Source organism: Micromonospora sp. RB23, from assembly GCF_053585025.1.
In genome coordinates this window covers 4,875,533-4,889,024 of record NZ_CM132111.1, presented here as the reverse complement: position 1 = coordinate 4,889,024, position 13,492 = coordinate 4,875,533, and the positions used below count along the sequence as shown (strand labels likewise).

Annotated in this window: 13 protein-coding genes; 8 read left to right on the top strand and 5 right to left on the bottom strand. The window is 73.7% G+C overall.

Going from position 1 to position 13,492, the window contains the following annotated elements; translation table 11 throughout:
- The first annotated feature begins 235 nt into the window (after positions 1-235).
- From ACTFTM_RS22155 to ACTFTM_RS22145, 3 genes are read left to right on the top strand one after another with little or no spacing between them, the layout of a single operon-like run.
- Positions 236-1,342, top strand: coding sequence for an AAA family ATPase (locus ACTFTM_RS22155; RefSeq protein WP_449562402.1), 1,107 nt, complete (start codon positions 236-238; stop codon positions 1,340-1,342).
- Entirely contained in the window at positions 1,321-2,322 is a 1,002-nt protein-coding gene (locus ACTFTM_RS22150) for a DUF58 domain-containing protein (RefSeq protein ID WP_449562401.1), read from the top strand. Before ACTFTM_RS22155 ends, ACTFTM_RS22150 begins: the two co-directional genes overlap by 22 nt.
- On the top strand, positions 2,319-3,269 hold the full coding sequence (locus ACTFTM_RS22145) for a VWA domain-containing protein (RefSeq protein WP_449562400.1): 951 nt from the start codon (positions 2,319-2,321) through the stop codon (positions 3,267-3,269). The genes ACTFTM_RS22150 and ACTFTM_RS22145 overlap by 4 nt, the downstream gene beginning before the upstream one ends.
- A 475-nt stretch (positions 3,270-3,744) precedes the next feature.
- On the opposite strand, the gene ACTFTM_RS22140 is transcribed toward ACTFTM_RS22145, so the two are convergent.
- The 4 genes from ACTFTM_RS22140 to ACTFTM_RS22125 form a co-directional block, all read right to left on the bottom strand.
- Positions 3,745-4,932: an acyltransferase family protein gene (locus tag ACTFTM_RS22140; RefSeq protein ID WP_449562399.1), complete on the bottom strand. Its 1,188-nt coding sequence runs from the start codon at positions 4,930-4,932 to the stop codon at positions 3,745-3,747.
- A complete protein-coding gene (locus ACTFTM_RS22135) occupies positions 4,929-5,825 on the bottom strand; it encodes an alpha/beta hydrolase (protein ID WP_449562398.1) in 897 nt (298 codons plus the stop codon). The genes ACTFTM_RS22140 and ACTFTM_RS22135 overlap by 4 nt, the downstream gene beginning before the upstream one ends.
- Before the next feature lie 101 nt (positions 5,826-5,926).
- Positions 5,927-6,589, bottom strand: coding sequence for a response regulator transcription factor (locus tag ACTFTM_RS22130; RefSeq protein ID WP_357128104.1), 663 nt, complete (start codon positions 6,587-6,589; stop codon positions 5,927-5,929).
- Complete coding sequence (locus ACTFTM_RS22125) at positions 6,586-7,806, bottom strand: sensor histidine kinase (protein WP_449562397.1); 1,221 nt, start codon at positions 7,804-7,806, stop codon at positions 6,586-6,588. Before ACTFTM_RS22125 ends, ACTFTM_RS22130 begins: the two co-directional genes overlap by 4 nt.
- A 154-nt stretch (positions 7,807-7,960) precedes the next feature.
- On the opposite strand from ACTFTM_RS22125, the gene fabG reads away from it, so the two are divergent.
- The 4 genes from fabG (at position 7,961) to ACTFTM_RS22105 (ending at position 11,388) form a co-directional block, all read left to right on the top strand.
- On the top strand, positions 7,961-8,665 hold the full coding sequence (fabG, locus tag ACTFTM_RS22120; RefSeq protein ID WP_449562396.1) for a 3-oxoacyl-ACP reductase FabG: 705 nt from the start codon (positions 7,961-7,963) through the stop codon (positions 8,663-8,665).
- A gap of 28 nt (positions 8,666-8,693) precedes the next feature.
- Entirely contained in the window at positions 8,694-9,461 is a 768-nt protein-coding gene (gene fabI, locus ACTFTM_RS22115) for an enoyl-ACP reductase FabI (protein WP_355052726.1), read from the top strand.
- A 102-nt stretch (positions 9,462-9,563) separates the two neighbouring features.
- The gene (locus ACTFTM_RS22110) at positions 9,564-10,616 is read left to right on the top strand and encodes a ferrochelatase (RefSeq protein WP_449562395.1); all 1,053 of its coding nucleotides are present in this window, start codon (positions 9,564-9,566) and stop codon (positions 10,614-10,616) included.
- Positions 10,609-11,388, top strand: a complete 780-nt coding sequence (locus ACTFTM_RS22105) for an HAD-IIA family hydrolase (protein ID WP_421472120.1) — start codon at positions 10,609-10,611, stop codon at positions 11,386-11,388. Before ACTFTM_RS22110 ends, ACTFTM_RS22105 begins: the two co-directional genes overlap by 8 nt.
- Positions 11,389-11,546: 158 nt before the next feature.
- Here ACTFTM_RS22105 and ACTFTM_RS22100 read toward each other — a convergent pair whose 3' ends face one another.
- On the bottom strand, positions 11,547-12,341 hold the full coding sequence (locus ACTFTM_RS22100) for a hypothetical protein (RefSeq protein WP_449562394.1): 795 nt from the start codon (positions 12,339-12,341) through the stop codon (positions 11,547-11,549).
- Positions 12,342-12,662: 321 nt separating this feature from the next.
- On the opposite strand from ACTFTM_RS22100, the gene ACTFTM_RS22095 reads away from it, so the two are divergent.
- Positions 12,663-13,475 carry a DUF3097 domain-containing protein gene (locus ACTFTM_RS22095; RefSeq protein ID WP_449562393.1) on the top strand — a complete coding sequence of 271 codons (813 nt, stop codon included), beginning with the start codon at positions 12,663-12,665 and terminating at the stop codon, positions 13,473-13,475.
- The last annotated feature ends 17 nt before the right edge of the window (positions 13,476-13,492 follow it).

Sequence of the window (13,492 nt, the reverse complement as noted above, 5' to 3'; positions counted from 1 at the left end):
CAGTCTAGGGCCGCCGGAGGCGGAAGTTTGAGCGCCGGGCGGCCACGGGGGGAGCCGCCCGGCGACGGGATGAATCGTACACGCGGCGGCCCGGTGCCTGTCCACCCGTGACGCGCGATTCGATGCTTGGGACGGCGCGGCGAAATTCGGCTTCTCCCCACCTCGACACTCAGGAAGGCATGCGAGTCTTGATACCGCACCAGCCGCGACGACCGACCAACGCTGTGGAGGACCGGTGGCCCAGCCGACCACGCCCGACGCCCCGACGCCCAACGGGGCGACACCCCAGGCGCCCGCCCCGGTGACCACGCCCGCGCAGGACGCCACGCTGTTGGAAAAGGCGTTGTTCGAGATCAAACGGGTGATCGTCGGCCAGGACCGGATGGTCGAGCGGATGTTCGTCGCGCTGCTCGCGCGCGGCCACTGCCTGCTCGAGGGCGTTCCCGGCGTGGCCAAGACCCTGGCCGTGGAGACCCTCGCCAAGGTCGTCGGCGGGTCCTTCGCCCGGGTGCAGTTCACCCCCGACCTGGTGCCGGCCGACATCATGGGCACCCGGATCTACCGGCAGTCGAGCGAGAAGTTCGACGTGGAGTTGGGCCCGGTCTTCGTCAACTTCCTGCTCGCCGACGAGATCAACCGCGCTCCGGCCAAGGTGCAGTCGGCGCTGCTGGAGGTGATGAGCGAGCGGCAGGTGTCCATCGGCGGGGAGAGTCACCGGGTGCCCGATCCGTTCCTGGTGATGGCCACCCAGAACCCGATCGAGCAGGAGGGCGTCTACCCGCTGCCGGAGGCCCAGCGGGACCGGTTCCTCATGAAGATCGTGGTGGGCTATCCGACCGACGCCGAGGAGCGGGAGATCGTCTACCGGATGGGCGTGGCCGCGCCGGAACCGACGGCGGTCTTCGACACTCCCGAGCTGATCGCGCTGCAACGCAAGGCCGACCAGGTCTTCGTGCACAACGCGCTCGTCGACTACGCGGTCCGTCTGGTGCTGGCCACCCGTACGCCCGCGGAGCACGGCATGCCGGACGTCGCCCAACTGATCCAGTACGGGGCCAGCCCGCGCGCCTCGCTCGGTCTGGTCCGGGCCACCCGCGCGCTGGCGCTGCTGCGGGGACGCGACTACGCCCTGCCGCAGGACGTCCAGGACATCGCCCCGGACATCCTGCGTCACCGGCTGGTGCTCAGCTACGACGCGCTCGCCGACGACGTGCCGGCCGACCACATCGTGCAGCGGGTGATGTCGACGATTCCGCTTCCGTCGGTCGCGCCCCGGCAGCAGGCCACCCCGCCGTCGAGCACGCCACCACCTGGCGCGGGTTGGCCCGGGCAGCGGCCGTGACCTCACCCACCCCTCGTCCCGCCCCTCTGGGCGACCGCAGCGAGGCCGTGCTCTCCCGACTCCAGTTGCTGGTCACCCGCAAGCTCGACGGTCTGCTCCAGGGCGACTACGCCGGTCTGCTCCCCGGGCCGGGCAGCGAGGCGGGGGAGTCGCGGGAGTACCGCCCCGGTGACGACGTACGCCGGATGGACTGGCCGGTGACCGCGCGGACCACGACCGCCCACGTGCGGCGTACGGTCGCGGACCGGGAATTGGAGACCTGGCTGGCTCTGGACCTGTCGGCCAGCCTGGACTTCGGCACCGGGCAGTGGCTCAAGCGGGAGGTGGTGGTGGCCGCCGCCGCCGCCATCACCCACCTGACCGTGCGCGGCGGCAACCGCATCGGCGCGGTGATCGGCACCGGCGGCGGCGCGTCCACGCCCGCGCGGCGCTGGCGGGGCGGTACGCCCGCGACCGGTCCCGGCGCGTTCACCCGCCTGCCGGCCCGCTCCGGTCGCAAGGAGGCGCAGGGTCTGCTGCGCGCCGTGGCCGGCACGACGATCCAGCCCGGTCGGGGCGACCTGGGCGCTCTCGTCGACATGCTCAACCGGCCGCCCCGGCGGCGCGGGGTGGCCGTGGTGGTCTCGGACTTCCTGGCGCCGGCCGAGCAGTGGGCCCGGCCGATGCGCAAACTGCGCGTCCGGCACGACGTGCTGGCGATCGAGGTGGTCGACCCGCGCGAGTTGGAGTTGCCCGACGTGGGGGTGCTGCCGGTGGTCGACCCGGAGAGCGGTGAGCTGCACGAGGTGCAGACCGCCGACCCTCGGCTGCGGCAGCGCTACGCCGAGGCCGCCGCCGCCCAACGGGCCACCATCGCCGCCGCGCTGCGCGGCGCCGGCGCGGCCCACCTGCGTCTGCGTACGGACCGAGACTGGCTGCTGGACATGGTGCGTTTCGTGGCCGCGCAGCGGCACGCGCGTACCCGGGGGACGACACGATGATCCGTTTTCTGCAACCGTGGTGGTTGCTGGCCGTGCTGCCGGTGCTCGCGCTCGCCGCGTTCTACGTCTGGCGGCAACTGCACCGCCGGGCGTACGCGATGCGGTTCACCAACGTGGACCTGCTGCGTACCGTCGCGCCGAAGGGCCTGGGCTGGCGGCGGCACGTTCCGGCGACCGCGTTCCTGCTCTGCCTGCTGGTGCTCGCCACGGCCCTGGCCCGCCCCGCGGTCGACACGAAGGAGCCGTTGGAGCGTGCGACCGTGATGCTCGCCATCGACGTGTCCCTGTCGATGCAGGCCGACGACGTGGCGCCGAACCGGCTGGAGGCCGCGCAGGAGGCGGCCAAGCAGTTCGTGGGCGAGTTGCCCGAGAGCTACAACCTGGGCCTCGTCTCGTTCGCCAAGGCGGCGAACGTGCTGGTGCCGCCGGGCAAGGACCGGGACGCGGTGACCGCCGCGATCGACGGGCTGGTGCTGGCCGAGGCGACCGCGACGGGCGAGGCGGTGTTCACCTGCCTGGAGGCGATCCGGTCGGTGCCGGCCGATGGTGCGGCGGGTATCCCACCGGCGCGGATCGTGCTGCTGTCGGACGGGTTCCGCACCTCCGGCCGGTCGGTGGAGGAGGCGGCGGCGGCCGCGCAGGCGGCCAACGTGCCGGTCTCCACCATCGCGTTCGGCACCGACACGGGTCAGGTCGACATCGGCGGGCAGCTCCAACGGGTGCCGGTGGACCGGCTGGCCCTCGCCGAGCTGGCCGAGACGACCGAGGGCTACTTCTACGAGGCGGCCTCGGTGAGCGAGCTGAAGCAGGTCTACCAGGACATGGGCAGCTCGATCGGTTTCCGGACCGAGCCGCGCGAGGTGACCCAGTGGTACGCCGGGGTGGCGCTGCTGCTGGCGCTCTGCGCCGGCGCGCTCAGCCTGCTCTGGTCGTCACGGATGATCTGACCCGTCGACCGGGTGACCGACGGCAGAGGCCGGACCGGCCGACGGCAGAGGCCGGACCGGCCGACGGCAGAGGCCGGACCGGCCGACGGCCGGGACAGCGGACGACCGGAGAAGGAACGGCCGGCGGTGGTCAGTGACCGCCGCCGGCCAGGACGAAGACGACGGCCACCCAGACGGCGGCGAGGGTGAAGCCCAGCGGGGCGACGTAGCGGCTCATGGACGGCTCCGAGTGGCGACTGGACGGTCCGCGAGCGGGGGCGGACCGCAGGGGGTGGGGACGCGCACATCGAAGTCGTGACCGGGCGGCTCCCGGCGACCGTCCGGTGACCGGACGGCGCGGCACACACCCCGGCGTCGGCCGAGGTGGTGGGGAGCGGAGCGGGGTCAGCTCGCCAGACTGAGTCGTGGCTCAGCGGGGCTGACCATCGGCCCGGCCACGACTAGGAGGATCGCTATCTCGCACAGCGATCACCTCCTACAGGTCGGCCCGGTCCGAACGTCGATGATCGTACACCTGAGCCCGTCCCGGCACGCACTCGGCCGACCGGTCCGCGAGCGCTCGACCGCCCGGGCGGCCCGGCCTGGCCGGACGCGCTGCCGAGCCGCTCCCGCGCCCGCCGCGTACCACCGTGATCAGCACCGTGGCGAGCAGTGGCAACCAGCAGAACCGGGCCAGCACCCACCCCGGGCCGTCCGGCGTGGTGTGCAGGCCCGGCAGGGCCAGACCACCCCGCGCGGTGAGCGCGGTCACCGCGACCAGCACCGGCTGGTGCCACAGGTAGATCCGCACGGCGTCGCCGTTCACGGCGGCCACCGCCCGGCCGGGCAGTCGCCGGTCCAGCAGCCGTTCCCACCCGGCCCGGGCCAGGAGGCCCAGCCCGACCTGGGTGACCGCCAGCGCCACCACCAGCAGCGACGGCGGGTTCAGGTTGGACACGCCGGCACCGGGCACGCCGACCGCGCTGACCGGATAGCCCACCGCCACCAGCACGGCCAGCGCCACGGCGCCGCCACCTGCCAGCAGTCCCGCCGCCCGCCGGCCGGCCAGCCGCCCGTCGGCGTACGCGACGCCGAGCAGGTACGGCACCGACCAGGCCGCCACCACGCTGACCGGTGGCACGGTGACGCCGTCGGGCAGCAGGCGGACCGCGAGGTCGCTCGCCGCCACCACGGCCACCGCCGGCAGCGCGCAGCGCGTCACTCCCCAGCGGTGTACGGCCGCACGCAGCGGGCCGCTGACGGCGACCAGGAGCAGCAGCGGCGCCAGGAACCAGAGCGGACTGGTCGCGAGCCGGAGCCCGACGGCGAGCGTGTCGTCCGGCGCGCCCGCGACGGTGGCGGCCAGCAGCACGGCGGCGCCGGTGCCCAGCAGCGCCACCGTGGGCAGCAGCAACCGGCGCGAACGGCGGGCCAGCCAGCCGCCCGAGGTGCCCCGGTGACGGGCCAACGACCGGGCCGAACCGAAGCCGGCGGCGAAGAAGAACAGGCCGAGCGTCTGCAACACCCAGGTGACCGGCGCCAGGGCGGGCAGCGTGGTCAGCGGACTGGCCTGGCGCAGCCCGCCGTCGCCGGTCAGCACCAGCCCGGTGACCAGCCAGTGCCCGAGCACCACCCCGCCGATCGCGTACGCCCGCAGCGCGTCGACCGTGCGGTCGCGGCTCATCGGGCGTCCTCGCCCGGACCGGCGCCCCGCACGACCGCCGCGACCGCGATCAGCGTGGCGGTGCCCGTGGCCAGGTAGCCGTCGTGCCCGGACACCCCGTCCACCGGCAATGGTCGGGCCCCGAACGCCGGATCGCCGGGTCGACGCCCGTAGCCGAGGCCGGCGAACCGCACCGGCGGCACCCGGCGGATCCAGTCCGACGGCGCCTCGGCCGCCCAGAACCGCAGTCCGGCGCGGAGATCGTCGGCGTGCCGCACCCCGGCGCCGACGCCGCCGAGGCTGACCACGTCGGTGACCTGTGCCGGGGCGTGCGCTGCCGCCAGCGCCGCCACCAGGGCCCCGTAGCTGTGCCCGATGAGCGTGATCGTCGCGGCCGGACGGCGAGCGGCCAACTCCCGCAGCAGCCGCGCCAGTCCGGTCGCCCCACGTCGGGCGTCGGCGTCGCTGGCGGCGCCCACCAACCCGTCGGGCGGGTCGTAGCCGAGCCAGGCCAGCACGGCGATCCGAGCCGTCGGGTCGCCCGACCGGACCTGCCCGTACAACTGCGCCGCCTGCACCGACGGCGCCCGCCGCGCCACCCCGCCCAGTCCCCGGTCGAAGTCGGCGAGCGTGCTGCCCACCCCCGGCACGAGCACCGCGATCCGGTCCGCGCCGGCCAGGTCGCCGAGCACCTCCACCGCCCGTCCGTCGCCGCGCGGGTCGAAGGCCAGGAACCGGCGTCCGCCCGCCGCCCAGTCCGCGTACGGGGAGCCGGCCGCGCGCATCGCCGCCGCCGTCTCCGGGTACGCCTCGACGAACCCCACCGGCGCGACCGGCTCCGGTGGGCCGGGCAGAACCAGGTTCACGCCGAGCAACGCGCTCACCGCGACACGTGTGGCACCTCGTCGTCGCATCACGTTCTCCCTCCCCGAATGACGTCCGAAGGGGAGAGTGCGGGTGCGCCCGGGTCGCGGGCGTCGTACCGGGGAGCCGTCTTCCGGCTGACCCTGTGGGACTACTCGCCGGCGGCGACCAGACCCGTCTCGTACGCCAGCACCACGGCCTGGGCGCGGTCGCGCAGGCCCAGCTTGGCCAGGATGCGCCCGACGTGCGTCTTCACGGTCTGCTCCGCCACCACCAGATCCGCGGCGATCTCCGCGTTGTTGCGGCCCCGGGCGATCAACCGCAGCACCTCGGTCTCGCGTGGGGTCAGCCCGGCCAGGTCGGTGGGGCGGGGCCGGCGGCGGTCCGGGCGGGCGGCGAACTCGGCGATCAGCCGGCGGGTCACCGCCGGGGCGAGCAGCGCGTCCCCGGCGGCCACCACCCGCACCGCCTGCACGAGGTCGGCTGCGGGCGCGTCCTTCAACAGGAAGCCGCTCGCGCCGGCGCGCAGCGCCTCGTACACGTAGTCGTCCAGGTCGAACGTCGTGAGGATGAGCACCCGGGGGCGCTGCGCCGAGCGGTCGCCCAACAGTTGACGGGTGGCGGCCAGCCCGTCCAGGACCGGCATCCGCACGTCCATCAGCACCACGTCCGGGTCGAGCCGGCGGGCGGCGGCGACCCCCTGCGCGCCGTCGGCGGCGTCACCCACCACGAGCAGGTCGGGTTGGGCGGCGAGCAGCGCGCCGAAGCCCTGCCGGACCATCGCCTGGTCGTCGACGATCAGCACCTTGATCACGTGTTCGGGCTCCCCACCTCGTACGGCAGTTCGGCCGCCACCGCGTACCCGCCGTCGGGCAGCGGCCCGGCGGTGAACGTACCGCCGAGCGAGGTGGCGCGCTCCCGCATGCCGGTCAACCCGTGCCCCGGGCCGCCGTCGGTCGTCGGTGGGGCGTCGGGCGGGGAGTTGTCGACGCGTACTCCCAGACCGCCCGGACCGGAACGCACGGTGACGCGCACCGCGGCGCCGGGCGCGTGCCGGGCCGCGTTCGCCAGGCCCTCCTGGACGATGCGGTACGCGGCCAGCCCGACCGGCGCGGGCACCGGACCCGCGTCGGCGTCCAGGGTCACGGCCAGCCCGGCGCGGCGGGCCGCGTCCACCATCGCGCCCAGGTCGGCCAGGTCGGGCTGCGGAGCGGTCTGCGGCCCGTTGGCCTCGCTGCGCAGCACCCCCAGCAGCCGCCGCATGTCGGTGAGCGCGTCGCGGGCCGAGCCGGCGATGGCGGCGAACTCGGCGGCGGCCGGGGCGGGCACGTCGTCGAGGCGGTACGGCGCGGTCTCGGCCTGCACGGCGATCAGCGACATGTGGTGTGCGACCACGTCGTGCAGCTCACGGGCGATCCGGGTGCGCTCCTCCAACACCGCGCGGCGCTCCTGCTCCCGCTCGCTCAGTTCGGTCTGCGCCGCGAGCGCCCGGCGGGACAGCCGGTTGCGCCGGACCAGGTCGCCGACGATCGCCAGCGCGCCGAGCAGCGCCAGGACTGCGGCCCGGTTCTCGGGGCGGACCAGGGTGAGCACCGGCACCGCCGTGATCGCCACCACCCACGCCAGCACCGGTCGGTCAACCCGCGCGAGCGTCACCGCGACCACCGCGACCGACCCGAGGGCCAACGGCGGGGTCCACGGGCCGGGCAGGTCGGCCGGCGCGTTGAACGTGCACACCAGCAGTGCCAGCACGGTCAACCGCCAGGCCAACAACGGACGCCGGGCCAGTGCCAGCAGCGGCGCCACGGTCATGGCCGCGAACAGCACCGCCACCAGCGTCGGCAGGCCCAGGTCCAGCTCCACGCCCAAGGTGATCCAGAAGAAGCCGAGCGCGGCGAGCAGTCCGATCGGGGTGACGGCTCGGGCCAGTCGGGGCCAGCGGGCCCGCAGCGGTCGACCGGCGGGGGCGTCCCGCCCCCACAGGGTCTGCCCCAGCGCTCCCAGGGCCACGACGACAGGTTGCCGGTTCACCATCCGGAGGCTACGGGGCGGGGGTGCCACCGGGCGTGCCCCCGCAGGTTGATCCCCACGTCGTACCTGGGTGGGACGCCACACCCGTTAGCGCTTACTTGCGGGTAACGCCTAGGCTCCGACGCGTCATGCTGAGCAGTCGCAAGGAGGAACCGTGGCCCGTACCGTGCTGGTGACCGGCGGCAACCGGGGAATCGGCCTGGCCATCGCGCAGGCCTTCGCCAAGCAGGGCGACCGGGTGGCGGTCACCCACCGCAGCGGCGAGCCCCCCGAGGGGCTGTTCGGCGTACGGGCCGACGTCACCGACGCGGCCTCGATCGACGCCGCGTTCACCGCCGTCGAGGCCGAGCTGGGTCCGGTCGAGGTGGTGGTCGCCAACGCCGGAATGACCGACGACACGCTGCTGCTGCGGATGTCCGAGGAGCAGTTCACCGGTGTGGTCGACACCAACCTCACCGGCGCGTTCCGGGTCGCCAAGCGCGCCTCCGGAAAGATGCTGCGGGCCAAGTGGGGCCGCATGATCTTCATCTCGTCCGTGGTGGGCCTCTCCGGCGGCGCCGGTCAGGTCAACTACGCCGCCAGCAAGGCCGGCCTGGTCGGCGTCGCCCGCTCGATCACCCGCGAGCTGGGCAGCCGCAACATCACCGCGAACGTGGTGGCGCCCGGCTTCATCGACACCGACATGACCGCCGGCCTGTCCGACGACCGCAAGGCGGAGATCCGCAAGTCCATCCCGGCCGGCCGCATGGCCAGCCCGGACGAGGTGGCCGCAGTGGTCACCTGGCTGGCCTCGGATGCCGCCGGGTACGTCTCCGGCGCCGTGATCCCGGTCGACGGCGGCCTCGGCATGGGCCACTGACCTTCTCTGACTACGGAGGAAACCCTGCATGTCCGGACTGCTCGCCGGTAAGCGGCTGCTCGTCACCGGTGTCATCACCGACGCCTCGATCGCCTTCTCGGTGGCGAAGCTCGCCCAGGAGAACGGCGCTCAGGTCGTGCTCACCGGCTTCGGCCGGCTCTCCCTGGTCGAGCGGATCGCCAAGCGGCTGCCCGAGCCCGCGCCGGTGATCGAGGTCGACGTGACCAACGCCGAGCACCTGGCCAGCCTCGCCGACCGGGTCCGCGAGCACGTCGACGGGCTCGACGGCGTGGTGCACTCGATCGGCTTCGCCCCACAGAGCTGCCTCGGCGGTGGCTTCCTCGACGCGCCGTGGGAGGACGTGGCGACCGCCCTGCACGTCTCGACCTACTCGTACAAGTCCCTCGCGATGGCGGCACTGCCGCTGATGTCGAGCGGCGGTGCGGTGGTCGGCCTGACCTTCGACGCCACCAAGGCGTGGCCGGTCTACGACTGGATGGGCGTGGCCAAGGCCGGCCTGGAGTCCGCGTCCCGCTACCTGGCCCTGCACCTGGGCAAGCAGGGCATCCGCAGCAACCTGGTCGCCGCCGGGCCGCTGCGTACCATCGCCGCCAAGTCGATCCCCGGCTTCGACCAGTTCGAGACCGCCTGGAGCGAGCGCGCCCCGCTCGGCTGGAACCTCACCGACCAGGAGCCCGCCGCGCGGGCCTGCCTGGCGCTGCTGTCCGACTGGTTCCCGGCCACCACCGGCGAGATCGTGCACGTCGACGGCGGGTACCACGCCATCGGCGCCTGACGCTCCTTCCGGCGACGCCCCCGGGGGCCGCGCGCGTGATCTGCGCGTCCGGACCGGGGGGCGTCGCCGGGCCGTCGTGGGCGAGGTAGAAGAATGACCCCCATGGCGTACGACGCGGTGGTGCTGGTGTCCTTCGGCGGGCCGGAACGGCCGGAGGACGTGATGCCGTTCCTGCAGAACGTGACCCGTGGCCGGGGGGTGCCGCCCGAGCGGCTGGCCGAGGTCGCCGAGCACTACCAGCACTTCGGTGGGGTGTCCCCGATCAACCAGCAGTGCCGTGACCTGCTGGCCGCCGTCCGCGCCGACTTCGCCGCGCACGGTGTCGATCTGCCCGTCTACTGGGGCAACCGCAACTGGGATCCGATGCTCGCCGACACCGTGGGCCAGATGCGCGACGACGGCGTGACCCGGGCGCTGGCCTTCGTCACCAGCGCCTACGGCGGGTACTCGTCCTGCCGGCAGTACCAGGAGGACATCGCCGCCGCCCGCGCCGCCGTCGGAGCCGACGCGCCGGTGATCGAGAAGCTGCGGCAGTTCTGGGACCACCCCGGTTTCGTCGAGCCCCACGTCGACGCGGTCCGGGCCGCCCTCGCCCAACTCGACCCCGCCAAGCGGGACACCACCCGACTGGTGTTCACCGCCCACTCCATCCCGTCCTCGATGGCGGCCAACGCCGGTCCGCACGGCGGCCGCTACGAGGCGCAGCTACGCGAGACCGCCCGGCTGGTGGCCGCGGCCGCCGCACCCGACCTGGCGTACGACCTGGTGTGGCAGAGCCGGTCCGGCCCCCCGCACGTGCCGTGGCTGGAACCCGACATCAACGACCACCTCGGCGCGCTCGCCGAGGACGGCACGACGAGCGTGGTGGTCAGCCCGATCGGATTCGTCTCCGACCACCTGGAGGTGGTGTGGGACCTGGACACCGAGGCCCTGGAGACGGCCAAGCAGCTCGGCCTGGACTTCGTCCGCGCCGGCACCCCGGGCACCGACCCGCGCTTCGTGGCGATGGTCCGGGAACTGGCCACCGAACGGACCGACCCGGACGGCGCGCAGCTCCGCCGGCGCCTCGGCGACCTGCCCATGTGGGACACCTGCCCGACCGTCTGCTGCGTACCGACCCGCCGACCGACGCCTGCTGGGGGCACCGATGCATGACCGCAAGCCCGTGCAGAGCTGGCTCACCGACATGGACGGTGTGCTGGTGCACGAGGGCCAGCCGGTGCCCGGGGCGCCGGAGTTCGTCAACCGGCTCCGCGCCTCCGGCAAGCCGTTCCTCGTGCTGACCAACAACTCGATCTACACGCCGCGGGACCTGACGGCCCGGTTGAGCCGGATGGGGCTGGACGTGCCGGAGGAGTCGATCTGGTCTTCCGCTCTGGCCACCGGCCAGTTCCTCGCCGACCAGCGACCGGGTGGCACCGCGTACGTCATCGGCGAGGCCGGTCTGACCACGGCGCTGCACGCGGTCGGGTACGTGCTCACCGACTTCGCCCCGGACTACGTGGTGCTCGGCGAGACCCGCACCTACAGCTTCGAGGCGATCACCAAGGCGATCCGGCTGATCAACGACGGGGCCCGGTTCATCTGCACCAACCCGGACGTGACCGGCCCGTCCGTGGAGGGCGCGTTGCCGGCCGCCGGCTCGGTCGCCGCCATGATCTCCAAGGCGACGGGGGTGGAGCCGTACTTCGTCGGTAAGCCCAACCCGATGATGATGCGATCGGCCCTGAACACGATCAACGCGCACTCGGAGACCACCGCGATGATCGGTGACCGGATGGACACCGACGTCCTCTGTGGCCTGGAGGCCGGGCTGGAGACCATCCTGGTGCTCACCGGCATCAGCAGCCGTACCGAAGCCGAGCGCTACCCGTACCGCCCGTCCCGCATCGTCAACTCGGTCGCCGACCTGCTCGACGAAATCTAACCCCGCCGCTCGCCCTTTGCCGCTCGCTCCCGTCCTCGTCGATCTTGCATTTGCTGTCGACGGTATGGGGCGTTACGTCCTTAAGGTCGCAGCAGAAAGTGCAAGATCGACGAGGCGGGGGGCGGTGACGGGGGGTGCGGTGAGGCGGGGCGGTGGCGTTAGGGGCGTAGGGGGGCGTTGCAGGCGGCCACCAGGGCCTGGCGGCAGGCCGCGGTGAGCGGGCGCAGCGCCGCGTCCCGTTGCTGCGCCTCGTAGTTGTTGATCGCGCCGCCCGGGGCGGCGTGCCCGGCCAACGCCAGCACCCGGTCGAGCACCGCCGCCCGGGCGAACAGCCGGCGGGCTCGCGGGTCGAACCCCGGCGGCAGATCGGTGGTGCCGTCCGGGCGGCGCAGTGCGGCCAGCGCACCGGCCAGCTCGGGCCGCCACTGGGCCACGTCGAGGCGGGTCAGCACAGCGGTCGTCTCGGCCAGCGCGGCGGCCAACTCGGCCTCCGCCTCGGCGGCCCCCGGCAGCGACAGCGAGGCGGCCGGCGCGTCGGCCGGCAGCGGGTACACCCGCCACAGCACCGTCTCGAAACAGTCGCCCGAGCCGGAGGTGTGGTTGCGTACCTGCGGGATCAGGCCCAGCCCACCGGCCACCACCGCCTCACCCGCCACCAGTGCCGCTCCGGCGAAGTCTCCGGGACCGGGCAGACCACGTGGGTCACCCGGCGCGGGCAGCACCAGTCGGATCTCGTCGGGCGACAGCTTGGCCAGGGTGGGCAGCGCGGCGCCCAGCGGGACGTCGGTCCAGGTGCCCGGGGCGTCCGCGACGAGGTGTTCCTCGTCACCGGCGATGGCGTCGGCGACCTCGTCGTACGGCACCAACCCGGCGCGCCACGCGCGCACCCAGGCAACGAACCGGCTCGACCGGCGCGGCGCAAGCGTGGCCGCGCCCGTTGCGGGGGTGGACATGCCGAAAGGGTACGTGGTGATCGGTGGCCCTGTCTCGGCTGCCGCTCCGGCCGCCCTGCCTGCCCCGAACTGCCCCCTTCGCCCCCTCCACTACCGCCCTGCCCCGCCTACCTCCAACCCGCCACCACCCACCCCGATCGCGCCGATCATGGAGTTGCGGTGCCTGATTGCTGGCGGTTGGCGGCGCTTTGTGCACCACCACAACTCCATGATCGACGTGGTGGGGTGGGGTGGGGTGGGGACGGGGTGGGGTGGGGTGGGGACGGTGGGGACGGTGTGTCGGGGGGAGTGGGTTGGGGAGGGGCGGCTAGCGTGATCGACATGGCGGGGCGATACGGCGAGGACGTGCTGGCCGGGGACTGGCGACGGCGGAGGGTCACCCCCGAGGTGGACGCCGAACCGGATCTCGTGGTCGAGGATGCCGACTCCGGGTTCTGCGGCGCGGTGGTGGGTTTCGAGGCCGGCGCGGTGGTGTTGGAGGACCGGCACGGTAAACGACGCAACTTCCCGCTGCTGCCGGCGGCGTTCCTGCTCGACGGGAGGCCGGTGACACTGCGCCGGCCGACCCGCGCGCCGGTGCCGGCGGCCCGTCGGCGGACCGCGTCCGGTTCGGTGGCCGTGGACAACGTCCGCGCCCAGGTGGCCAAGGCCAGCCGGATCTGGGTCGAGGGCATCCACGACGCCGCGCTGGTCGAGCGCATCTGGGGCGACGACCTGCGGATCGAGGGTGTCGTCGTGGAGCCACTCGACGGCATCGACGATCTGGACGCCGCCGTCCGCGACTTCGGCCCCGGCCCGACCCGACGACTCGGCGTGCTCGTCGACCACCTGGTGCCGGGCAGCAAGGAGAGCCGCATCGTGGCCCGGGTGACCTCGCCGTACGTGCTGGTCACCGGGCACCCGTACGTCGACGTGTGGCAGGCGGTCAAGCCGGCGGCGCTGGGCATCGCGGCCTGGCCGGTGGTGCCCCCGGGGCGGCCGTGGAAGGAGGGTGTGTGCGCGGCTCTCGGGGTGGCGGAGCCGGCCGACATGTGGCGGCACATCCTGTCCCGGGTGAACACGTTCGCCGACGTCGAGACCCCGCTGATCAACGCCATGGAGCGTCTGATCGACTTCGTCACCGAGCCGGCCTGACCGCCTGGTCCGCCGTG

Excerpts from the sequence above, each read along its gene's own strand:
- ACTFTM_RS22145 (WP_449562400.1), top strand. The coding sequence starts at position 2,319 with ATGATCCGTTTTCTGCAACCGTGGTGGTTGCTGGCCGTGCTGCCGGTG.
- ACTFTM_RS22140 (WP_449562399.1), bottom strand. The coding sequence starts at position 4,932 with ATGAGCCGCGACCGCACGGTCGACGCGCTGCGGGCGTACGCGATCGGC.
- ACTFTM_RS22135 (WP_449562398.1), bottom strand. The coding sequence starts at position 5,825 with ATGCGACGACGAGGTGCCACACGTGTCGCGGTGAGCGCGTTGCTCGGC.
- fabI (WP_355052726.1), top strand. The coding sequence starts at position 8,694 with ATGTCCGGACTGCTCGCCGGTAAGCGGCTGCTCGTCACCGGTGTCATC.
- ACTFTM_RS22110 (WP_449562395.1), top strand. The coding sequence starts at position 9,564 with ATGGCGTACGACGCGGTGGTGCTGGTGTCCTTCGGCGGGCCGGAACGG.
- ACTFTM_RS22105 (WP_421472120.1), top strand. The coding sequence starts at position 10,609 with ATGCATGACCGCAAGCCCGTGCAGAGCTGGCTCACCGACATGGACGGT.
- ACTFTM_RS22100 (WP_449562394.1), bottom strand. The coding sequence starts at position 12,341 with ATGTCCACCCCCGCAACGGGCGCGGCCACGCTTGCGCCGCGCCGGTCG.
- ACTFTM_RS22095 (WP_449562393.1), top strand. The coding sequence starts at position 12,663 with ATGGCGGGGCGATACGGCGAGGACGTGCTGGCCGGGGACTGGCGACGG.